Origin of the sequence: Streptococcus sp. HMSC065H07 (assembly GCF_001837325.1) — a bacterium.
Classification (GTDB): domain Bacteria; phylum Bacillota; class Bacilli; order Lactobacillales; family Streptococcaceae; genus Streptococcus; species Streptococcus salivarius_H.
Genome location: NZ_KV832044.1, coordinates 43,617 through 65,899, shown reverse-complemented (window position 1 = coordinate 65,899; position 22,283 = coordinate 43,617). Strand labels below are relative to the sequence as shown.

Annotated in this window: 19 protein-coding genes; 12 read left to right on the top strand and 7 right to left on the bottom strand. The window is 41.9% G+C overall.

All coding sequences use genetic code 11. The features are described from left to right. The first annotated feature begins 63 nt into the window (after positions 1 to 63). The 3 genes from HMPREF2637_RS09545 to HMPREF2637_RS09535 all read left to right on the top strand — a co-directional run bounded on the left by HMPREF2637_RS09545 (position 64) and on the right by HMPREF2637_RS09535 (position 2,649). Positions 64 to 438: a MerR family transcriptional regulator gene (locus HMPREF2637_RS09545; protein WP_008535631.1), complete on the top strand. Its 375-nt coding sequence runs from the start codon at positions 64 to 66 to the stop codon at positions 436 to 438. Positions 439 to 486: 48 nt separating this feature from the next. Further along, positions 487 to 1,830 carry a type I glutamate--ammonia ligase gene (gene glnA, locus HMPREF2637_RS09540; protein WP_002884322.1) on the top strand — a complete coding sequence of 448 codons (1,344 nt, stop codon included), beginning with the start codon at positions 487 to 489 and terminating at the stop codon, positions 1,828 to 1,830. Between the two features lie 186 nt (positions 1,831 to 2,016). Continuing rightward, positions 2,017 to 2,649 carry a CHAP domain-containing protein gene (locus HMPREF2637_RS09535; RefSeq protein WP_064523128.1) on the top strand — a complete coding sequence of 211 codons (633 nt, stop codon included), beginning with the start codon at positions 2,017 to 2,019 and terminating at the stop codon, positions 2,647 to 2,649. Positions 2,650 to 2,749: 100 nt separating this feature from the next. On the opposite strand, the gene rnjA is transcribed toward HMPREF2637_RS09535, so the two are convergent. Then, positions 2,750 to 4,432, bottom strand: a complete 1,683-nt coding sequence (gene rnjA / locus HMPREF2637_RS09530; protein ID WP_002884294.1) for a ribonuclease J1 — start codon at positions 4,430 to 4,432, stop codon at positions 2,750 to 2,752. Between the two features lie 4 nt (positions 4,433 to 4,436). Then, positions 4,437 to 4,667 carry a DNA-dependent RNA polymerase subunit epsilon gene (locus HMPREF2637_RS09525; RefSeq protein WP_064523125.1) on the bottom strand — a complete coding sequence of 77 codons (231 nt, stop codon included), beginning with the start codon at positions 4,665 to 4,667 and terminating at the stop codon, positions 4,437 to 4,439. A 260-nt stretch (positions 4,668 to 4,927) separates the two neighbouring features. Here HMPREF2637_RS09525 and tsaB point away from each other — a divergent pair, with 260 nt between their 5' ends. The 5 genes from tsaB to HMPREF2637_RS09500 are packed head-to-tail and all read left to right on the top strand — an operon-like array spanning position 4,928 to position 8,099. After that, on the top strand, positions 4,928 to 5,614 hold the full coding sequence (tsaB, locus tag HMPREF2637_RS09520) for a tRNA (adenosine(37)-N6)-threonylcarbamoyltransferase complex dimerization subunit type 1 TsaB (protein ID WP_064523122.1): 687 nt from the start codon (positions 4,928 to 4,930) through the stop codon (positions 5,612 to 5,614). Further along, positions 5,574 to 6,029: a ribosomal protein S18-alanine N-acetyltransferase gene (rimI, locus tag HMPREF2637_RS09515; protein WP_064523119.1), complete on the top strand. Its 456-nt coding sequence runs from the start codon at positions 5,574 to 5,576 to the stop codon at positions 6,027 to 6,029. Before tsaB ends, rimI begins: the two co-directional genes overlap by 41 nt. Next, positions 6,029 to 7,042 carry a tRNA (adenosine(37)-N6)-threonylcarbamoyltransferase complex transferase subunit TsaD gene (gene tsaD / locus HMPREF2637_RS09510; RefSeq protein WP_064523116.1) on the top strand — a complete coding sequence of 338 codons (1,014 nt, stop codon included), beginning with the start codon at positions 6,029 to 6,031 and terminating at the stop codon, positions 7,040 to 7,042. Before rimI ends, tsaD begins: the two co-directional genes overlap by 1 nt. A gap of 51 nt (positions 7,043 to 7,093) precedes the next feature. Then, on the top strand, positions 7,094 to 7,783 hold the full coding sequence (locus HMPREF2637_RS09505; RefSeq protein ID WP_064523113.1) for an AzlC family ABC transporter permease: 690 nt from the start codon (positions 7,094 to 7,096) through the stop codon (positions 7,781 to 7,783). Next, positions 7,773 to 8,099, top strand: coding sequence for an AzlD domain-containing protein (locus HMPREF2637_RS09500; RefSeq protein WP_037599077.1), 327 nt, complete (start codon positions 7,773 to 7,775; stop codon positions 8,097 to 8,099). Before HMPREF2637_RS09505 ends, HMPREF2637_RS09500 begins: the two co-directional genes overlap by 11 nt. Positions 8,100 to 8,150: 51 nt before the next feature. Here HMPREF2637_RS09500 and HMPREF2637_RS09495 read toward each other — a convergent pair whose 3' ends face one another. From HMPREF2637_RS09495 to rnhC, 3 genes are read right to left on the bottom strand one after another with little or no spacing between them, the layout of a single operon-like run. Then, positions 8,151 to 10,655 carry an SF1B family DNA helicase RecD2 gene (locus HMPREF2637_RS09495; RefSeq protein WP_064523110.1) on the bottom strand — a complete coding sequence of 835 codons (2,505 nt, stop codon included), beginning with the start codon at positions 10,653 to 10,655 and terminating at the stop codon, positions 8,151 to 8,153. 60 nt (positions 10,656 to 10,715) lie between these two features. Further along, positions 10,716 to 11,357: a signal peptidase I gene (gene lepB, locus HMPREF2637_RS09490; protein WP_004183556.1), complete on the bottom strand. Its 642-nt coding sequence runs from the start codon at positions 11,355 to 11,357 to the stop codon at positions 10,716 to 10,718. An 18-nt stretch (positions 11,358 to 11,375) separates the two neighbouring features. Beyond that, complete coding sequence (rnhC, locus tag HMPREF2637_RS09485) at positions 11,376 to 12,266, bottom strand: ribonuclease HIII (protein ID WP_064523107.1); 891 nt, start codon at positions 12,264 to 12,266, stop codon at positions 11,376 to 11,378. Positions 12,267 to 12,581: 315 nt separating this feature from the next. Here rnhC and zapA point away from each other — a divergent pair, with 315 nt between their 5' ends. Together zapA and HMPREF2637_RS09475 are read left to right on the top strand one after the other, a co-directional pair. After that, positions 12,582 to 12,896 (top strand): cell division protein ZapA, encoded by a 315-nt coding sequence (zapA, locus tag HMPREF2637_RS09480; protein ID WP_004183554.1) that lies wholly within the window; start codon positions 12,582 to 12,584, stop codon positions 12,894 to 12,896. Then, positions 12,893 to 13,435, top strand: a complete 543-nt coding sequence (locus HMPREF2637_RS09475; protein WP_064523104.1) for a CvpA family protein — start codon at positions 12,893 to 12,895, stop codon at positions 13,433 to 13,435. Before zapA ends, HMPREF2637_RS09475 begins: the two co-directional genes overlap by 4 nt. 102 nt (positions 13,436 to 13,537) lie before the next feature. Here HMPREF2637_RS09475 and HMPREF2637_RS09470 read toward each other — a convergent pair whose 3' ends face one another. Continuing rightward, positions 13,538 to 15,886 carry an endonuclease MutS2 gene (locus HMPREF2637_RS09470; protein ID WP_064523101.1) on the bottom strand — a complete coding sequence of 783 codons (2,349 nt, stop codon included), beginning with the start codon at positions 15,884 to 15,886 and terminating at the stop codon, positions 13,538 to 13,540. A gap of 232 nt (positions 15,887 to 16,118) precedes the next feature. Here HMPREF2637_RS09470 and polA point away from each other — a divergent pair, with 232 nt between their 5' ends. Together polA and HMPREF2637_RS09460 are read left to right on the top strand one after the other, a co-directional pair. Further along, complete coding sequence (gene polA / locus HMPREF2637_RS09465; RefSeq protein ID WP_064523098.1) at positions 16,119 to 18,758, top strand: DNA polymerase I; 2,640 nt, start codon at positions 16,119 to 16,121, stop codon at positions 18,756 to 18,758. 416 nt (positions 18,759 to 19,174) lie between these two features. After that, positions 19,175 to 20,269, top strand: coding sequence for a DUF6287 domain-containing protein (locus tag HMPREF2637_RS09460; protein ID WP_081260142.1), 1,095 nt, complete (start codon positions 19,175 to 19,177; stop codon positions 20,267 to 20,269). A 295-nt stretch (positions 20,270 to 20,564) separates the two neighbouring features. Here the strand turns inward: HMPREF2637_RS09460 and mutY are convergent, their stop codons facing one another. After that, positions 20,565 to 21,716, bottom strand: a complete 1,152-nt coding sequence (gene mutY, locus HMPREF2637_RS09455; RefSeq protein WP_064523095.1) for an A/G-specific adenine glycosylase — start codon at positions 21,714 to 21,716, stop codon at positions 20,565 to 20,567. Positions 21,717 to 22,283: the final 567 nt, after the last annotated feature.

Genomic DNA, 22,283 nt, shown 5'->3' with positions numbered 1-22,283 from the left:
GTGACATAAACTGTTGACATGTAGAAATATTCAGAATATAATTGTTAGGAAAGGAGGATGATCATGGCAAGAGAGAAAGAATTAAGGCGTTCTCTAGCTGTTTTTCCGATTGGAACAGTTATGAAGTTGACGGATTTAACCGCTCGTCAAATTCGTTACTATGAAGATCAAGGTTTAATTCAACCTGAACGTACAGCTGGAAATCGTCGGATGTACTCATTAAATGATATGGATCGTTTATTGGAAATCAAAGATTTTTTGGATGATGGTTACAATATTGCAGCGATTAAACATGAGTACGAAGAGCGTGAAGTTCGTGCCCAACAAAAACAAGTGGCTTTAACAGATGCGGACGTTCGACGTATCTTGCATGATGAACTCCTTCAGCAAGGCCGTTTTACGACCCCGTCACAACAATTTGGTAACTTGCGTATCTAATTACGCTTTGAACTTTTATTTTTGGTTTTTATAAAGGAGACCCCTATTATGGCAATCACAGCAGCTGATATTCGTCGCGAAGTCAAAGAGAAGAATGTTACTTTCTTACGTTTAATGTTCTCTGATATCCTTGGTGTTATGAAGAACGTTGAAATTCCTGCGACAGATGAACAGTTGGATAAGGTACTTTCAAATAAAGCTATGTTTGATGGTTCATCAATCGAGGGATTTGTTCGTATCAACGAATCTGATATGTATCTTTACCCAGATCTTGATACGTGGACAGTTTTCCCTTGGGGCGATGAAAATGGTGCAGTAGCTGGTCTTATTTGTGATATCTATACTTCTGCGGGTGAACCATTTGCTGGTGACCCTCGTGGTAACTTGAAAAAAGCTTTGCGTCATATGGAAGAAGTTGGTTATAAATCATTTAACCTTGGACCAGAACCAGAATTTTTCCTTTTCAAATTAGATGAGCAAGGTAATCCTACGCTTGAAGTTAACGATAAAGGTGGTTATTTTGACCTTGCTCCTACTGACCTTGCAGACAACACACGTCGTGAAATCGTTAATGTGTTGACAGAAATGGGATTTGATGTTGAGGCATCTCACCATGAAGTGGCGGTTGGTCAACATGAAATCGACTTCAAGTATACAGATGTTTTGAAGGCTTGTGATAATATCCAAATTTTCAAATTGGTTGTTAAGACAATCGCTCGTAAACATGGTCTTTATGCGACATTTATGGCGAAACCTAAATATGGTATTGCTGGTAGCGGTATGCACTGTAACATGTCTCTCTTCACTGAAGAAGGAAATGCATTCTTTGATCCAGAGGATCCACGTGGTATGCAATTGTCTCAAGACGCTTACTACTTCCTTGGTGGTTTGATGAAACATGCATACAACTATACTGCAATTATTAACCCAACAGTTAACTCTTACAAACGTTTGGTTCCTGGATATGAAGCTCCTGTATATATTGCATGGGCAGGTAGCAACCGTTCACCATTGATCCGCGTTCCTGCGTCTCGTGGTATGGGTACACGTTTGGAATTGCGTTCAGTAGACCCAATGGCAAACCCATACTTGGCACTTGCTGTTCTTTTGGAAGCTGGTCTTGATGGTATTATTAACAAGATTGATGCTCCAGATCCAGTTGAAACAAACATTTACTCAATGTCTCCTGAAGAACGTAAAGAAGCAGGTATTATTGATTTGCCATCAACACTTCGTAACGCTCTTAAAGCATTGGAAACAGATGAAGTGGTTCGTCAAGCTTTGGGTAATCATATCTATACAAACTTCCTTGATGCGAAACGTATGGAATGGGCAAGCTATGCTACCTTTGTTTCACAATGGGAAATTGATAACTACTTGGACATTTATTAAGGAATTAAATTTGAAAATCAGGTTATGCCTGGTTTTCTTTTTCTTCTAAATTTATTAAGTTCTTGGACAAATTACGTAGTTTTAACTGAGCTGTTTTCTTTTGTCATATTTCTTTATTCCCCCTTAATCGCATTAAAATATGAGAGTGTTAAACTAATTCCATATTAATCTTATTCAGGGGGAAATATGAAAACTACAAAAAAAGCTGCTTTGGCAGCAGCCTCAAGTGCATTATTGCTTGGTCTTACAGTCTCACAAACAGTTAATGCTGATACTTATACAGTTCAAAATGGAGATTCATTCTTCGGGATTGCTAGTCAGTATGGTGTAGATCCTTATCAATTAGCAGCTGAAAATGGCATGACTATTTGGTCAACAATTGTTCCTGGTGGAAGCTTGGAAGTTTCAGGAGCTACTACGGCAGTTGAAGAAACAACAGAAGCTTCTTCTTCAGAGGTAACAGCTACTGATTCAGATGCAACTTGGAATCGTTATCCAGTTGGTCAATGTACATGGGGTGTTAAGGAAGTCGCTCCATGGGCAAGTAACTGGTGGGGTAATGGTGGCGATTGGGCCGGAAGCGCTGCTAGCCAAGGTTATGCTGTAGGTTCAACACCTGTGACAGGATCAATTGTATGTTGGACTGATGGTGGTTATGGTCACGTTGGTTATGTAACACAAGTTGGTCAAGATGGTCAAATTCAAATCTTGGAGTCAAACTATAACAACCAGCAACAAATCAATAACTATCGTGGTTGGTTTGATCCACAAAACTCAACTACACCAGGTTCAGTATCTTACATTTATCCAGGTGCATAAAACGAAAAGAAGCGCTTATAGCGCTTTTTTACTTGCTGGAAGAGTTGTGCTCAGACTGGATTTAAACTTAAAAAATGGTAGCTAGATGGCTACCATTTTTTTATTTATCAGGTGTGAGAATCATTGGAATAATGATTGGTTCACGTTCTGTTTTTTCATATAGGAATGGGCGTAAAGCATTGACGATAGCTCCGTTAACAGATTGGATGCTAGCATCTTTATTCTTAAGAGCGATACGAATAGCATTGAATAGAATGCGTTGGCTTTCGCGGATAAGATCGCCAGATTCACGCATATAGATGAAGCCACGACTGAGGATGTCTGGACCAGCTAGAATCATCTTAGACTTGAAGTCAACAGTAGCTACGGCAAGTACGACACCATCTTCAGAAAGATCACGACGATCACGAAGAACGGCAGCTCCGATATCCCCAATGCCATTACCATCAACATAAATATCTTGAGCATTGAAGTGACCTGCACGACGCGCAGAGTCTTTTGTTAGGGCTAAGACATCACCATTTTCCATAATGAAGATATTATCTTTTGGAACGCCACAATCAACAGCAAGACCTGCGTGGACTTTCTGCATGCGGTATTCACCGTGAACAGGCATGAAGAATTTTGGTTTTATCAAACGAAGCATTAGTTTTTGCTCTTGTTGACCACCGTGTCCAGAGGTATGGATATTGTTGATTTTACCGTGGATAACATCAACACCAGCTTCTTGAATGGTATTAATCAGACGGTTAACGCTAGTGGTGTTCCCTGGAATAGGACTAGATGAGAAGATGACAGTGTCACCAGGTTGTAGTGTCACTTGGCGGTGCATACCATTGGCGATACGTGCAAGGGCCGCCATAGGCTCCCCTTGAGAACCGGTACACATGATAAGAATTTCACTGGCATGATAGTTTTTCATCTCACTAGGATCAATGATAGTCCCTTTTGGAACCTTGATGTAACCTAGTTCAACTCCATTGACAATGGCTTTTTCCATAGAACGTCCGAAGACAACAATCTTACGGCCAGTTTTTACAGCGGCTTCGGCAGCTTGTTGAAGACGGAAAATGTTTGAGGCAAATGAGGCGAAAATAATACGTCCGTGGATGCCTTCAATAATTTTCATAATGGATTGGCCAACAACCTTCTCGGAATTAGTGAAAGTTGGTACTTCAGCATTGGTTGAGTCTGAGAGGAGGCAAAGAACACCTTCCTCACCAAGTGCAGCCATACGGTGAAGGTCTGCTGGTTCCCCTACTGGGGTGAAGTCAAACTTAAAGTCACCGGTACACACAATTTTACCTTGAGGTGTATGGATGACAATACCGAGAGGTTCTGGAATTGAGTGAGTAGTGCGGAAGAAGGTCACGCTCATATTTTTGAAAGTAAGCTCTGTATTAGCATTAATTTCGTAGAGTTGTGCGTCACGAAGTAGTCCGTGTTCTTCCAATTTTCCTTTGATAAGAGCAAGAGCAAGCGGTCCTGCATAAATTGGGATATTTGCCTGTTTAAGAAGGAAGGGAATCCCACCAATATGGTCTTCGTGACCGTGGGTAATGACAAGTGCCTTTACACGATCAACGTTTTCAACGATGTAAGAATAGTCTGGGATGACATAGTCGATTCCGAGAAGATCGTCTTCGGGGAATTTAATACCCGCATCGACGATGATAATCTCATCTTGGTATTCAATACCATAGGTGTTTTTACCGATTTCCCCCAAACCACCAATCGCATAAACCCCAACTTCTTCAGGTTTTAGATTGATTTTTGATGCCATGGTCTTAGAACTCCGTTACTTCAAAAACGCCTGTTTCTTTTTCGTATTCAAGGGCTTTTTCTGAGAGGAGCTCGATGAATTCGATGTTATAGGCAGTGTTTTTTTCGATGATTTGACGAGCTTGGATACGTCCCTCAAGTTCAGTTTTTGCATCGATATCTAGGTAGAGTGATTTTGTCTGTTCACGGCGTGGATTACGCTCTTTAGTTTCTTGGTAAAAGACTTTATAAATCATGGTTTTCCTTTCTTTCCAAAAGGCTCTGCCATTCTATAAAAAAACCGGTCAAGTTAATCTTTCTATGATTTACTTGACGTTATGATATTCACTTTATGAGTAATAGCTAGTAGCCTTGATTCGTTTAACAATTACTATTATTGTACCATAAGATAAGGGCTAGATAAAGAAAATGGTGGAAAAAGTTGGAAAATGTTCGTTTCTGGGAAACAGTGACTTGTGTTATAATAGAAAAGCATAAAAGGAAACAAGGAAAAAAGATGAAAATATTAGCATTTGATACTTCTAGCACTGCTTTATCAGTAGCCTTGTTGGAAGATGAGAAACTAGTGGCAGAGACAACTGTCACAGTAAAAAAGAACCACAGTATTAGTCTAATGCCCACCATTGATTTTTTAGTTGCTCAGGCAGGCTGGCAGCCGTCTGATTTAGAACGTATTGTGGTTGCACAGGGGCCTGGATCCTACACAGGGCTTCGTGTGGCTGTCGCAACAGCTAAGACGTTAGCCTATGCGCTTGACATTGATTTAGTGGGAGTTTCAAGTCTACAGGCGCTGACAAACCTTTCGGTTGACGGTGTTGTGATTCCTATCATGGATGCCCGTCGTAATAATGTTTACGTTGGTTTTTATGAAAATGGTCAGGCTATCGCCCCTGATCGTCATGCTGCCTTTACAGATGTTCTTGAGCAAGCTAAAGTTTATGAAAAGGTGACATTTGTCGGTGAAGTAGCTCATTTTGTGGATCAGATTAAGGAAAGTCTTCCAGAGGCAACGATCTTGTCTAACCTTCCATCAGCTCAGTTAATTGGTCATTTAGGCTTGTCTTTGCCTTCTGTTGATGTGGATGCTTTTGTTCCACATTACTTGAAGCGGGTTGAGGCAGAGGAGAATTGGCTTAAAACGCATGAGGAGACTAACCGTGACAACTACATCAAGCGCGTCTAGACTGAGTAGCCAAGAGCAAGCCCAACTGATTTATCAGATTTTGTCGGATGTTTATGACAAGTCTCCGTGGACGAAAGAACAAGTGGTAGCAGACTTGGCTTTAGATACTACGGAATATTTCTATGTGTATGATCAGGAAGAAGTTGTTGGTTTTTTAGCCCTTCAAAATTTGGTGGGTGAGCTCGAGGTGACCAATATCGCCGTTTTAAAAGCTTATCAAGGGCGTGGTTATGCTAGTCAGTTGATGAAGCATTTGGAAGATCGTAGTGAGCCTATATTTCTAGAAGTGAGGATTTCAAATCAAGTCGCTCAGGCGCTTTATAGAAAATTTGGTTTTGAAAGTCTAGGAATTCGGAAAAATTATTATCATGAGCCTCAAGAAGATGCAGTTATCATGAGGCGAGAGGAAGTCTAATGACAGATAGATATATTTTGGCAGTGGAGAGCTCGTGTGACGAGACTTCAGTTGCCGTTTTGAAAAATGAGAAGGAACTTTTGAGTAATATTATTGCCAGTCAGGTGGAAAGCCATAAACGTTTTGGTGGTGTTGTCCCTGAGGTGGCTAGTCGTCACCATGTGGAAGTGATGACTCTTTGCATTAAGGATGCCCTTTCAGAGGCGGGCATTACTGCTGAACAACTAGATGCTGTAGCAGTAACCTATGGTCCTGGTTTGGTCGGAGCGCTCTTGGTCGGGATGGCAGCGGCTAAGGCCTTCGCTTGGGCACATGGATTGCCTTTGATTCCAGTTAATCATATGGCTGGGCATCTTATGGCAGCGCGTGAGGTGCAAGAGTTGGAATACCCCCTCCTAGCCCTTTTGGTGTCTGGGGGACACACAGAGTTGGTTTATGTGTCAGAACCGGGAAATTACAAGATTGTTGGTGAGACACGTGATGATGCAGTTGGTGAGGCCTATGACAAGGTCGGGCGTGTGATGGGTTTGACCTACCCAGCTGGGCGTGAAATTGATGAATTGGCTCATAAAGGGAAAGATGTTTATGATTTTCCACGCGCTATGATTAAGGAAGACCACTTGGAGTTTTCATTTTCAGGCCTAAAGTCTGCTTTCATCAATTTGCATCACAATGCAGAACAGAAGGGAGAAGTTCTAGTCAAAGAGGACCTTTGTGCTTCCTTCCAAGCTGCTGTGTTGGATATTCTCCTAGCTAAGACTAAGAAAGCCTTGGAGCGTTATCCTGTCAAGACACTTGTTGTTGCTGGTGGCGTAGCAGCTAATCAGGGCTTACGTGAACGTTTGGCTGAAGAAATTACGGATGTAGATGTGGTTATTCCGCCTTTACGTCTCTGTGGTGATAATGCTGGCATGATTGCCCTAGCAGCTGCCATTGAATGTGATCAGAAACATTTTGCTGAGTTGGACTTGAATGCAAAACCAAGTCTTGCCTTTGCAGGATTTGAAGAATAAGAAGAACCTCTTACTAGTCTGGTAAGAGGTTCCTTTAGAAAGGAATTGAGTATGTCTGCCTTTCGTTTAGGTGTAAAAGCTGCAGTACCGACAGCCCTAGGATATGTGGCTATTGGCCTAGCCTTTGGTGTTGTAGCGGCGGCTTCTGGTCTATCGGCCCTTGAGGTTGGCCTCATGTGTGCCTTGGTCTATGGAGGCTCGGCTCAGTTTGCTATGTGTGCATTAGTAGTTGCAGGAGCTAGCCTTGGTGAGTTAACCTTGACTGTTTTCTTAGTTAATTTGCGTAACATGTTGATGAGTTTACATGCAACGACGATTTTTACAAAAACAAGCCTCTGGAATCAGCTGGGAATTGGTAGTCTGATTACGGATGAAAGTTATGGTGTCTTGTTGGGAGAATATGTGCATCATAAAGATATTTCTGCGAACTGGATGCATGGGAACAATATTTTCAGCTATCTGGTTTGGATTGTATCATCAGTTGTTGGGTGTTTGATTGGTTCCATGATTCCTAATCCTGAGCTTTTTGGTTTGGATTTTGCCTTGATTGCCATGTTTATAGGTTTGTTAAGTAGTCAGATAGATGCTTTGTTAGGTAAAGGCGTGCGTAAGCTATTCCTGATTTTACTATCTATTGCTGTGGCTTATCTGAGCTTTAGTGTCATCTTGTCGGAATCTTTGGCTGTTTTAGTGGCTACTTTAGTTGGATGTAGTGTGGGGGTGATGTGTGATGGCCGTTAATAAGTTTATTCTCATTGCCATTCTACTTGGATTTGTGGTTAGCTGGGTGCCCCGTATTCTCCCCTTTGTTTTAGTGAAATACAAGGGCTTACCAGATATCGTTGTTCGATTTTTGCACTACTTACCAGTTTCTATCCTCTTTGCTCTGATTCTCTCTAGTCTCACGACTGAGAAGATTGGTCACTTGCCACAGTTTAAGTGGATGGAAATACTGGCTACTGTGCCAACGGTAATTGTAGCATTTAAGAGCAAAAATCTGCTCTATGCAGTAATCGTCGGTATAGTGTCTATGGCCCTGATTCGTTTAGTGTTTTAGTAAATGAAAAGACTTGGAGTTGCTCTTAGTGAGTCGCTTTCCAAGTCTTTTTTAGTTATTGTTAAAAAAGGCAGCAATATCGTCTTCACTGAGACCAATCATTGGATCTATAGTTGACCAATTATCTTCCGTTAAACGATAGTTTTCTTCGGTTTGCACAGGTTTGTTAACAGACTTATCCACAGGTTGTGAATAAGTGTTAATAAGAGCTGGAGATGGATTTATATTTCTCGAAATGTCTTTGTTTTCAAGGGGTTCTGAGGATCCGTTGTTTTCCTTTTTGGTTTGATTGGATGCGTCTGTTGCCTCGTTTTTAACAATCTTTTCGACAGACTTATCAACAGCTTGTGTATAAGTTTGTTCAAAACGTTGGATGAGATAAGTATTTCGTTTAGCCCCCTCGTTGTGAACAGCATAATCGAAGGCTGCGATTTCCCCTAGCATGACTAGTTTACTCTTGGCGCGTGTGATTGCGGTGTAAATGAGGTTACGTTGTAGCATACGTCCACTTTGGCGTGTGATGGGAAGGATAACGACTGGGAACTCACTTCCTTGGGATTTATGGATTGACATGGCATAGGCCAGAGTAATCTTATTCCATTCGTTACGAGGATAGATAACCTCATTGCCGTCGAAGGACATGTAAATTTCGTCCTGTTTGCTTTCAGTATATTTACCAGGAATGAGATCAGTAATGATTCCGATGTCGCCATTGAAGACATTGAGTTCTGTATCGTTGACCAGATGGAGAATCTTGTCATTCTTGCGGAAGAAGATATCATTAAAGGCGAACTGATTGGCCTTTTCTTGAGGATTAAGTAGGTCTTGCATAATGGTATTGAGATTGTTAATACCAGCCTGTCCTCGGTACATGGGGGCTAGAATCTGAACATCCTGAGCTGCAATCCCACTCTTTATCGCAGCAGAGACGATTTTAGGAACCATCTGTGGAATATGGTTGGCATTGGCCTCAAAGTAAGAGCGGTCAGCCTTTTTCTCTGTGAAATCAGCGGGTAGTTGTCCTTGGCGCATCTGGCTAGCTAGGGTAACGATAGTGGAATCCTCGGATTGTCTGAAAATTTTGGTTAGGGAAACCTTAGGCAAGTTATCAATCTGCAAAAGGTCAGCCAAGACTTGGCCAGGGCCTACGGAAGGTAGTTGGTCTTGGTCACCCACAATGATAACTTGGGTTGAATCAGAGATACTTTCAAAGAGTTGATTGGCCAACCAAGTATCAACCATAGAGAACTCATCGATGATAATCAAATCGCAATCGAGATAGTCCTCTAAGGTCTTAAAATCGTCCTCGCTATTGAGGCCTAAATGTCTATGAATAGTGGCGCTAGGGAGTTGGGTGAGTTCGTTCATCCGATGAGCAGCCCGTCCCGTTGGTGCTGCTAAAATAATGGGTAAATCAGACTTTTTGAGATCTAGGCCATGAAGGTCAGCATAGGTTTTAATAATGCCGTTAATAACAGTGGTTTTCCCTGTTCCGGGACCACCTGTTAGGATAAAGACCTTGCTTTGTAGGGCTTTGATAATGGCATCTTTTTGAACCTGATCATAAGTAATACCAAGCTCCTCTTCCACCCCTTCAAGGCTGTCTAAGATTTTGTCTTCAGAGCTGACATCAGGTTGGTCCTTCATGATACGAGTTAGGTGGGTATAGATGCCCTGTTCCGCAAAATATAGGGTATTATCAAAGATTTTAGTCTCTACATTTTGCACCTTATCCTCTTGGATAAGATTGGTTAATTGGTTAGCGACCAAGGCGGGGTCAAGTTCAATCGGACGAGCACTTTCCAAAAGAATGATGGTCCGTTCAAGCAAGGCTTTGGCTTCTATGTAGGTATCGCCTTCTTCCATACTGGCTTCTAGTAGACAATGAATCAAGGCTGCTCGTAAACGCTCAGGGGCATCACTAGCAATTCCAAGACGTTCAGCTAGTTGGTCAGCCATTTTAAAACCGATTCCTTGAATCTCCTCTACTAATAGATAAGGGTGTTCCTCAATAAGGTTTAGTGACTCTTCCTTATATTGGTTGAAAATTTGTGAGGCGGCCTTTGGTGTGAGTCCATAGCTAGAAAGTTTGGACAGGATTTGCTCGGCTCCATAATTGATTTTTAACTTAGCAACAAAGGCTTCTCGATTGACCTTGGAGAGGTTGGGGATCTGCTCTAACTCGCTAGGATCCTCGAGAATCTTGTCAATAGGGTCTTCTCCGTAAATTTCGACAATACGCTCGGCCGTTTTCTTACCGATTCCTTTGAAATTGTCGCTGGCAAAATATTTGATAAGACCGCTGGCAGAAGGTTTTGAACGCTCGTAGCGGGTCATTTGTAGCTGTTCCCCATATTTAGGGTGATTGGTTAGTTGGCCCCAGAAGGTATAGTCTTCACCCTCCATGACATCCCCCATAGTTCCTGTGACAATGATTTCGTAGTCTTCAAAATCACTGTCTGTTTCGTCAATTTCTAAGAGTAAGATACGAAAAAAATTACTAGCGTTTTCGAAAATGACGCGTTCGATAGTTCCTGAAAAATAAAATTCTTGCATATGTTTTTCCTAGATACATAATAAGGCTGGGTTTCCCCAACCTTATCTTATTTAGTGTTTTTAATTGTCCTCAACGGTACCAATTTTACTAAGTGGCCAGAAGCGGAATTTGACTTCCCCTACAAGAGCACTCTTGTCAAAGTAACCAACTGCTCGACTATCTTTGGAAACAATACGGTTGTCTCCAAGTAGGAAATATTTGCCTTCAGGAACAGTGACAGAGAAGGTCGTGTTACCGTCAGCATTGGTTGTAAAGGCCTTGGCATCCTTAGCCAATTGTTGGAAGTAGCCGCTCTTGCTCTTGTCGTCCTTGTAAGCATACTCTTTTTGTAGCTTATCTTTGGCAAAGGCAGCCTGGAATTCTTTGAGGTATTCTTCCTTGACTTCTTTACCGTTGACAGTAAGTTTATCGTTTTGATAGGTAATGGTATCACCTGGCATACCGATGATACGTTTGACGATTTGCTTCGTCTTACCATCTTCGACTTCCTTGGCAACGACAATATCGAAGCGTTCAATGGATGTGTGTTTCAAAACAATAACACGTTGATTATTGGCTAGAGTAGGATCCATTGAGTGGCCATCAACTTGGACAGGGAGCCAAAGGAAGAGGCGAGTCAAGAGGAAGAATGTGATAAAGAGGATAAAGAGTCCCCATTCACTAAGTAAAATGAGGAAGTATTGGGTCCATTTGTTTTTCATAGTTAAGGCCTTTCAGGGTTATTTTAAGCGTTGGTAGGCTTTTTTAGTATTGGCGAAATGATATTTAGCAGTAGCTTGGAGAGCCTGATCTCCGTAGGCTTGAAGAAGCTTGGCTGCGACCTGGTCGGACTTAGCACCAGCACCTGAAGGAAGAGTATAACCTACTTCTTGGCTGAGTTTATCCAGATTTTCCAGGAAGAGATTGCGGGCGATGATAGAGCTCACCGCGACAGCTAGGTATTTACCTTCGGCTTTTTCTTCTAAAGTAATAGGAAAGTCAAAGCGATTACGTTCGTTCTTGAGATATTTTTGATAATTTTTCTCACTGGTGAAGGCATCGATGACAATCTTATCTGGTTTAGCACCTGATTGTAACAATAGGAAGATAGCCTGATTATGGAGGGCTACTTTAACGGACACAGCATTATGACTCTTACCGTCTCCAACCACTTCATTGTACTTTCTAGGCGAAAGAAGGAGTGCCTTGTGAGGAATTTTCTCCTCCAAAATAGGTGCAATCTGACGAATCTTGATATCGTTAAGATTTTTAGAATCATCAACTCCTAGAGATTTCAAAAAGGCATGGTCAGCTGGTGTAACTAGACTAGATACAACAGCTAGACCACCAAAATAGGAGCCATTTCCGACTTCGTCTGATCCAATTAGGGCTAGGTTTTGCCCATCAGGTGAATGCTTAGGTTCAGCTTGGTATCCAAAACGGCTAGCTAGGATTTCTGGCTTAGCACCTTGGAAAGTTACCTTTCCTGAAGTATAGGCGATGACACTTATTCCATCGACCTTGGCTGAAAAACTTGCATAAGGATTTTTAGTCGCAGTCGCATAGCTTGCTAGGTCCTTCTGGAGTGTCGAAATCTGCTCTGCTGTCATTTTTAATACGATTGTGCCCATGAAATCTATTTTAGCACAAAAAAGGAGAATTGGTAGATATTTTACAGACTCGGAATCCCTGAAAATTATTTTTCTAGAGAAGTGCAAAGTCTAAAATTTACGAAAGTTAAAATTTAGGATATAATGATTAAAAAGAGAATGCCTAACCCTGCTCTTTTTTCCACAAATAGAAGAAATAGGTTGGCATTTAAGTGTCGAACACGCCTCAGAGTAAGTGTCTGAATCTTGCTAAAAAATGGCGATATAAAAGCAATAAAATAAGGAGAAGCTGCGGTGGCGAATCCGTGACACCATTGATTGGCAGCTAACAAGCAAATGGCAAATAAGAACCGTTACAAATTTCATTTTGGAGAGAAGAACCTCACGCTAACAACTGATAAAGATAACCTATTCATGGAAGAGGTTGAGCGTGTTGCCCACGAGAAATATAAAATTATCAAAGAGCAGATGAAAAATGCTGACAATGAAACGATTGCTATCCTAATGGCTATCAATTCTTTGTCGACTCAGTTGGAACGTGAAATCCAAGTTGAAGATATGGAAAAAGAGTTGGAAACGTTGAGGGCTAAGCAACTTGAACAACTTAAGGTCAAGGCGACAGCTACAAATGACGATGAGGATGACGCATGATTGGACTCCTTGTCTTAGCTATCGTGGCTTGGAATTTCTACATTGGCTACCGTCGAGGCCTCTTTATGCAAGCTTATTACGTGGTTTCAGTCATTATTGCCATGTGTGTAGCGGCCTACTTTTACCAGTCGCTAGGAGAGGCTATCAATCTTTGGGTACCTTATACCAATCCAACCAAAGATGCTAGTATAGCTTTCTTTAAAAATCAGAACATCTTCTCACTTGACCGTGTCTATTATGCAGGTGTTGCCTATTTTGCCATTTACTGTGTGGCTTATTATGGTTTGCGTTTTCTTGGGATTTTCTTCCATTTTGTGAGAATTGAGCGACTTGATCAGAGACGTTACCAAGTGGTAGGTGGTGTCTTGGGCTCCTTAGTGAGTCTTGTGCCTTTGACTATGTTGGGGAATATTCTTGCGACTGTTCCCATGAATAACATTCAAACGGTCTTGTCATCTAGCTGGGTTTTGCGCCTTTTGATTAATTGGAATTTTCCAGTTAGTCAGATTATCCAGCACTTGTGGACAAGTGTGATATAGAAAATAGAAGTCTTCCTTGATTAAGGGAGGCTTTTTTGTTCTTTGTTTTGGTAACATATGAAAAAAGACTGAACACAAGGTCTCAGTCTTTCTTATCTATTTTTACCCTAAGGTTGCAATGGTACATCCGGAACCACCAGCACTTTGTGGGGCATATTCAAAACTTTTAACATGGCGATGACGGCGGAGATATTTGGTAACAGCATCACGGATGACACCTGTACCAATACCGTGGATGATGTCCACCTGACTCATGTTATTAAGTAGGGCTTGGTCAATAAAGGCATCAAGCTCTTGCATAGCTTCTTCGTAACGTTTCCCACGAAGGTCTAGACGGGCACGAGGACCGCCAGATGTCTTCTTGGCTTTTTTAACCACGTTAATCTGTTTCTTCTTAGGTTGTTGGGCTTCAGCTTGGGCACGAACCAGAGTGAATTCGTCTGCCTTGAGGGTCATCTTGATGAGACCGATCTGAGCTTCCCAGTTACCATTTTTTGCTTGACTGGTAAGGGTACCACGTTGCCCATAGGCGGTAACGATGATATCATCTCCGACACGAGGGGCACGCGCAGCCTTTTCTTTCTTAGCCTTACGAAGGACCTTATTCTTAGAGAGGTCCACTTGTGGGGCAAGTTTCTTGAGTTTTCCTTTGGCGTCGATAACTTCATGAGGTTTGAGTTGACTCTTATCGTGGAGATTTTTGAGAATACTATCGCTCTCAGCCAAAGCGGTATCAACCATCTCTTGAATTTCTTTTTGAGCCTTTTCGAGTTCCTTGTCGTATTCATGGGAGAATTCGTTATAGAGTTTCTTGACCGCACGGTTGAATTTAAGGTTCTCTTGCTCCACGTCCTTGATGTGTTCCAGACGTTTTTGTGTTTCCACAGTTTGGGCTTCAAGTTGCTCGATGATACGGTTGACATCACTATCAGTATCCGTGAGGTTTTCTGCTTCCTTGACAATAATCTCATTCAAACCGAGGCGTCGAGCAATTTCAAAGGCATTAGAACGACCAGGAACCCCTTGCATAAAACGATAGGTAGGGCTTAAAGTCGCTGTGTCAAACTCCATGCTGGCATTTTCCACATGTTGCGTCTCAATCCCATAGGCCTTAAGCTCAGGATAGTGAGTGGTAGCCATGGTCTTAATCTGACTTAAACGGAGGTGCTCTAAGATTGCCATGGCTAGACTAGCTCCTTCCTGAGGGTCGGTACCAGCCCCAAGCTCATCGACCAAGACCAGGCTGTTACTGTCGGCAGCATTCAGAATCTCAACAATGTGGGTCATGTGACTAGAGAAAGTTGACAAACTTTGTTCGATAGACTGTTCGTCTCCGATGTCCGCAAAGATCTCTTGGAAAATGGCGACACGGCTGCCCTTATCAGCCAAAATTGGAAGACCAGATTGAGCCATTAGTTGTGCTAGTCCTAGCGTTTTAAGCATGACCGTTTTACCACCAGTATTGGGACCTGTGATGACAATGGCCGTGAGGTCCTCATCAAAGCGCAAATCGTTGGCTACTGGATTGACCAAGAGAGGGTGACGGACGTTAAGCAGTTGGAGTGTTTGGTTGTCACTAATCTTTGGAATAACCGCCTTTTTATCATGGAGATAGAGGTATTTTCCTCGAATGAAGTCCATGTGGCCCAAAATCCAAGCGTTGTTGGCAATTGCAGCAGCCTGTGGACGGAGTTGATCAGACAGTTCATGCAGGATACGAGCCATCTCGTGGCGTTCGTCTGCACGTAATTGTGTAATTTCTTCGTTAAGCTGGATAACGGCACGTGGCTCGATATATACTGTGTTTCCAGAGCTTGAGATGTCATGCACAACTCCAGCAATACGGTTACGGTAGGTATTTTTGACAGGAAGCACCGAACGACCGTTACGACTAGCAATCAAACTCTCAGCCAACATGTGACCAGATTTCTTGAGAATGTCTTGCAAGGTCTGGCGAATGGCATCATCACAAGATTTAAGTTGACGACGGATGTTTTGCAACTCTGGGCTAGCAAAATGCTCAATAAAACCACCGTCATTGATGCTCTGAAGACTGCCTTGTAGACTTGGGAAGGCTTCAATCTTTTCGAAAAGACGTTTAAGGGCGATGAGCTCTACATTTTCAAGGTCAGCGTAAAAGCGACCAAGGTCAGCAGAAGCTTGCAGCACCTTCTTGATAGCAATGAGCTCCTGGATGTTGAGGTCAGCATCTAGTTCCAAGCGACGCAAGGGCTCAGAAATATCTCGCAAGCTACCAATGGCAAAGCCATGGTGCTCTACGAAAATCTCTGCCATTTCTTGGATTTCTGTAAATTGATTTTGAATTCTTTCTGGATTGGTCATAGGTACCAAGTCACGCAACTCCGCCTGAGCCTGTTCAGTCTGCAGGTATTCTGTGAACTGGTCCTTGACCTTGTTAAATTCTAATTGGTCTAAAATCTTTGTGTTCATAGCTCCTATTATAACACATTTGACTATAGGGGGGGTGGAGGTGGGAAATGCTTGAGATAGTTTTATAAGCGGGCTTTTGTCATCAGATGTTGACTGGCTATTTTTACAGTTTATCTCTGAACAATTTTCCTTGAAGTTTTTTATTTTTGAACGACTATTTTACAAAAGAGTCTCCCTAAAATAAGAGATTTTCAATTAAAACCAATGCTCCCATCTATGCTATAATAAACCTATGACTAATCAGAAAAAATTACTCCTAATTGACGGTTCATCCGTTGCCTTTCGTGCTTTTTTCGCACTTTATAATCAAATTGACCGTTTTCGTAACAATAATGGCCTTCATACCAATGCCATCTATGGTTTCCACCTCATGTTGGACAACCTGCTTGAGCGTATCCAACCGACTCATGTTTTGGTAGCCTTTGATGCTGGGAAAACAACTTTCCGTACAGAGATGTTTGCAGACTACAAGGCTGGTCGTGCCAAGACTCCAGAGGAATTCCGTGAGCAGTTCCCTTATATCCGTGAGATGTTGGCTGCACGTGGTATCGCCTATTATGACCTGGCTCAGTACGAGGCAGACGACATTATCGGTACCTTGGCTAAGATGGCTGAAAATACCAGTGAGGACTATCAAATTACTGTTGTCTCTGGGGATAAAGACTTGATTCAGCTGACTGACGAAAACACAGTCGTTGAGATTTCGAAGAAAGGTGTGGCTGAGTTTGAGGCCTTCACACCTGATTACCTCATGGAGAAAATGGGTATTACTCCAGCGCAATTCATCGACCTCAAGGCCCTCATGGGTGATAAGTCCGATAATATTCCAGGAGTTACTAAGATTGGTGAAAAGACTGGTCTCAAGCTCCTCTTGGAACACGGTTCCCTTGAAGGTATCTATGAGCATATTGATGAGATGAAGAAGTCCAAAATGAAGGAAAATCTCATCAATGATAAGGAACAAGCCTTCCTTTCTAAAACACTGGCGACCATTGATACCCAGTCTCCTATTGAAATTGGCCTAGATGATACGGCCTTTACGGGACCTGACCTTGAAAAATTGGCAGCTTTTTATGACGAGATGGGCTTTGTTCAGTTCAAAAATACCCTTGGTGGCGAGGTTGTGCCACAAGATTTTGATGTGGCCTACGCAGAGCCTAGTCAAGTGACAGAAGATCACTTTAGCTCTGATGATTTCTTCTATTTTGAAATCCTCGGTGACAATTATCACACAGAACCTATCATCGGTTTTGCTTGGGGGAATGACAAGCAGATTTATGCGTCTACAGATATTGACCTACTCAAATCAGAGGCATTCCAGACAGCTCTTTCAAAAGCTGTTAATATCTACGATTTCAAGCGTAGTAAGGTCCTTTTGAGCCATCTAGGGATTGACTTGCCGACGGCTAATTTCGATGCCCGTTTGGCCAAGTATCTGCTCTCAACCGTTGAAGACAATGAATTGTCAACAATTGCCCGTCTCTATACGGGCCTACCATTGGAAACAGATGAAGTGGTCTATGGCAAGGGAGCTAAGCGTGCGGTTCCTGAAAAAGAGGTCTTACTCAGCCACCTGGCTAAAAAAGTCAAGGTCCTTCAGGTCGCTAAACCGGTCATGCTTGAAAAATTGGCTGAACACGATCAATCAGAGCTTCTCTTTGACATGGAGTTACCACTGGCAAATGTGTTAGCTAAGATGGAAATCGCTGGTATTAAGGTTAAGGGACAAACCCTTAACGAGATGGCAGTGGAAAACCAAGTAGTCATTGATAAATTGACCCAAGAAATCTACGAAATGGCGGGCGAGGAGTTCAATATTAACTCGCCTAAACAGTTGGGTGTTATCCTCTTTGAAAAGATGGGTCTACCTTTGGAATACACTAAGAAAACCAAGACAGGTTACTCAACAGCTGTGGATGTCCTTGAACGTTTGGCACCGATTGCTCCAATCGTAGCTAAGATTTTGGAGTATCGTCAAATCACCAAGCTTCAGTCTACCTATGTCTTGGGGCTTCAGGATTATATCCTTGAGGATGGCAAAATCCATACCCGTTATGTGCAGGATTTAACTCAGACAGGACGTCTGTCATCAGTGGATCCCAACCTGCAAAATATCCCCGTTCGCTTGGAGCAAGGTCGTCTCATTCGTAAGGCCTTTGTCCCATCGACTGAGGATGCAGTGCTTTTAAGCTCGGATTACTCACAGATTGAGTTGCGCGTGCTTGCCCATATTTCGGGAGATGAGCATTTGATTGCAGCCTTTAAAGAGGGGGCAGATATCCATACCTCTACAGCCATGCGTGTCTTTGGCATTGAAAAGCCAGAGGATGTCACACCTAACGATCGTCGTAATGCTAAGGCTGTGAACTTCGGTATCGTTTATGGTATTTCTGACTTCGGTCTTTCCAACAACCTTGGCATTAGCCGTAAGAAGGCCAAGGAGTATATCGACACTTACTTTGAACGTTATCCTGGTATCAAGGCCTATATGGATAATGTGGTTCGTGAAGCCAAGGATAAGGGCTACGTAGAAACTCTCTTCCACCGCCGCCGTGAGTTGCCAGATATCAATTCTCGTAACTTTAACGTCCGCAACTTCGCAGAGCGTACAGCCATCAACTCTCCTATCCAAGGAAGTGCTGCTGATATCCTCAAGATTGCTATGATTAACCTAGACAAGGCTCTGGTAGAAGGTGACTATAAAACTAAGATGCTCCTCCAAGTGCACGATGAAATCGTTCTTGAGGTGCCAAACGATGAACTTGTAGCGATGAAAGCCTTGGTTAAAGAAACCATGGAAGCTGCAGTTGAACTCGCTGTCCCTCTCATCGCAGATGAGAATGACGGCCGCACATGGTATGAGGCAAAGTAACACATGAAAGAAAATTTTCCATTTACCTACTTTCTCTTGCGTTATATGCTAGGATTTCTGGCCGTTGTTCTAGCTATCGTAGCAGTGTTGGTGATTATCACCTACTTTATGACCAAGTAGAAATAGACAGATAAAAGCTGGACTGAGGTCCGGCTTTTTTTGATTCGTATACTTGTAATTGTAAAAAGAATTACCATCTAATGTCTAGATTTTTTAATTAAAACTCTAATTTTATTGAGATTGAAATTGTTTAGTCATAGTGAAAGCTCGGATTATATAAGTATTCTTGATAAATAAATATAAATTAATTTTTCAAAAAATACTTGACTTGATAATCATACAATTGTTAATATAATGTCAGAGAGATTTAAATGATTTAATGTTAACGTTAGGTCGTTTCTTATGAAAGGATAGTTATGAAAAAGAAATTAACAGGATTTGCACTCTTATCAAGTTTGTTCTTGCTGACGGCTTGTAACGCAACAAATACGGACATCTCAGGTTCAGGCGACAGCACCTCTAAGTCTGAGCAAGTGAGCGGGGATTCATCTGAGACTGAGGAAGTGAGCTACGATGAGCTCTACGCTTCGGTCTTGGACCTCTATCGTCCCATTGCTCTGAACGGCGATACATCGGCTGTTCCAAGCAACCTTTCAACTGAGGAAGCTTATTCAACTAATACGATTTTTGAAGCCAATAGAGTGGGTGAAAAAGTCCAATATAGCTATGTAGACATCGATGATGATGGCTCAGCTGAGCTTTTGATTGGGACTCCTGATAGTGTTCATGCGCTATATTATCTTGATAATGATGATAAGCCTGTTTTTGCTATAAGTGCTGGAACCTTTGCCAAGGGTGGTTACTTGAATACACTGCATTTTTATAAAAATGGGATTATTTATTCTCAGTTATTTCATAGAATGAAGCCTGAAGCAAAGGCTGAGACCTATGAAATCAAGGATGGAGTCTTTAATCAACTTCAATCGGTTGATTTCAGTATGTCTGAGACAACTGATGGTGCAAGTAAGGTCGGTCTCGGTGACGCTCAGACTCTGGATTTATCTGTCGAGGATTGGTATGACTTTGATGACTCAAGTAGCGACGAGACAGACGCAAGCAGTAGCGATAGCAAGTCCAACAAAGAGACTGGCATGGATATCAATGCTATCCAAAATGGTGATTTTTCAAGTATCGCTGGGACTTGGAAGAATGGTAAAGGCTATACAATGACCTTTGATAAAAATGGGTTAGTAAGTGATACTGAGAAGGTAGCAATTGAATATGGAAAAATTACTGATGGTTTTTTTAAAGCAGGACTTGTGCCAAAAGAAGTTGGTCCTGGAGGTGGAATGATTGCATTCTTACCAAAAGGAGTATCTTTGACTGGTTCTGTAATGTCATCATCAGAGACAGCTGACGACCAATCTGATAAGACAAAAGATCGTCTTTGGATGGGACAACAACTAAATGGCACCACAGACGATAGTTATTTCTTCTACAAAGTAGACTAATAATTCACAAGCTGAAACTTGAATGTTTCGGCTTTTTTGTTCCCCATAGTGACATTTATGTCACTATTTTTTATTGGCCGTCTTACTTATAATAGAAGCATAACTGAGAACAGCGACAGGAGTTCTTAATAAAAAGGAGTGTCGTACTATGATTGAATTTTTGATATCAAAAAATGTGACTTATTTGGAATTGTTTTATATCTTTCTGGGAGTAGTTCTTTCAAAGGTATACCTTGCTTTGCGTGGCCGGAAGCACAATAAACTTGATGCATAAGAAAAAAGGTAGCACTCAATGCTATCCTTTTTTGCTGTCTTCATAAGCCTTAATCATCTTCTTCTGTGGTGTGGCCATTGGGAACTGGTCGAAGTCCTCAGCCGCTACCCAGCATAGCTCCTTATCGGTAGTGAGTTTGTCGTCATTAACGCTACCTTCTACCATCTCGATGGTCCATTTTTGGTGGCTGAAGGTATGTTTTACAGGTGTAAAATCATTGTTCGTCCACTCTGGTTTAAGGGCATAATTTTCCTCAAAAATAGCCTTTTGAGAGACTGTCTCGAGAATACTATCATCTTTTTCAAAAAGGCTGAGTTGTTGGCCAATAAAGTCCGTTTCCATGATAGGAAAGGACCAGAAACCACCTAGCAGACGTCCCTCGATATTTTTTTCGAGCAGAAATTCACCCTTTGCATTTCTGATAATAAAAGCCTGAATTTGCATAGGTTTAGGCTTCTTCTTAGGCAATTTGATAGGGTACTTGTCATAAGTTCCGTTGAGATAGGCTGCACAGAAAAAGCGAATTGGACTTTCGTCGGGTCTTGGATTTTTAGCCGATTCGATATCAGTCCCAAGGTCCATAAGCGCCTGATTAAAGTCCCCTGGACGGTCAGGGTCAATCAAAATGTCCATAATCGCTTGAAAAATCTTACGATTTTTGGCGTCTCCGATATCGTAGTTGACCTCAAAGAGACGGGCCATAACTCGCATAACATTACCATCAACAGCGGGCTCTGGGAGTACAAAAGCGATGCTAGAAATAGCACCAGCAGTATAGGGTCCGATGCCCTTGAGTTTGGCAATGTTTTCATAAGTATCTGGAAATTGACCATCAAAGTCATCCATGATTTGTTGCGCAGCCTTTTGCATGTTTCGGACACGTGAATAGTAACCTAGCCCCTCCCAAGCTTTGAGAAGCTTCTCTTCTGGAGCTTCAGCCAAATCTTTAACTGTTGGGAACCAGTCTAAAAAGCGCTCGTAATAGGGAATGACAGTCTGAACCTGGGTTTGTTGTAGCATGATTTCACTGATCCAGATATAGTAGGGATTTTTAGTTCTTCGCCACGGTAGGTCTCGTTTCTCTCGATCGTACCAGTCCAGGAGGGTCCGACGAAAAGAGGCGATTTTCTCAGCATCCCACATGACAATGCCGTATTCTTTTAAATCTAACATGTCTCTATTGTAGCAAAGAAATCTTTTTTCAAAAAATTATGCGTTTTTCTGTTAAAAAGATTGACAAAAGTAAGCGTTTACATTATACTAAGAGTGTAAAGAAGATAAGGATTCATCAAGGAGGTAAAAGCCATGGTGAGAGTCAATATTTCAAGGTACAAAAACGGAGACTAAGATCTCTAAACAAAACAGTAGGCAAAACAATAACTTTACCATTCATCTCTGAGGAGCGTGACCGCATGACAGTAGGACGTTACAAGAACGGAGATTAATTCAGTCGCATAAAATAGCTACAAGGGAGTGATACCACCAGAAGTCGAAAGCTAAACTCAAATCTGTTAACTTAAGAAAAGTGAGGTAAAGCTCATGAGAAATGTTAGTAGGTATAAAAATGGAGACACATAGGTTGTTGCGTAAAATAGCCTAAGGAGTGATACCCATGCCATACGAAACGTAAATCCTATATTCTTAAGATGAACGAGGTGAGTTCATGAAAAATATGAGTAGGTATAAAAACGGCGATTAATAATGTTGCATAAAATAGCTACAAGGGAGTGATACCACCAG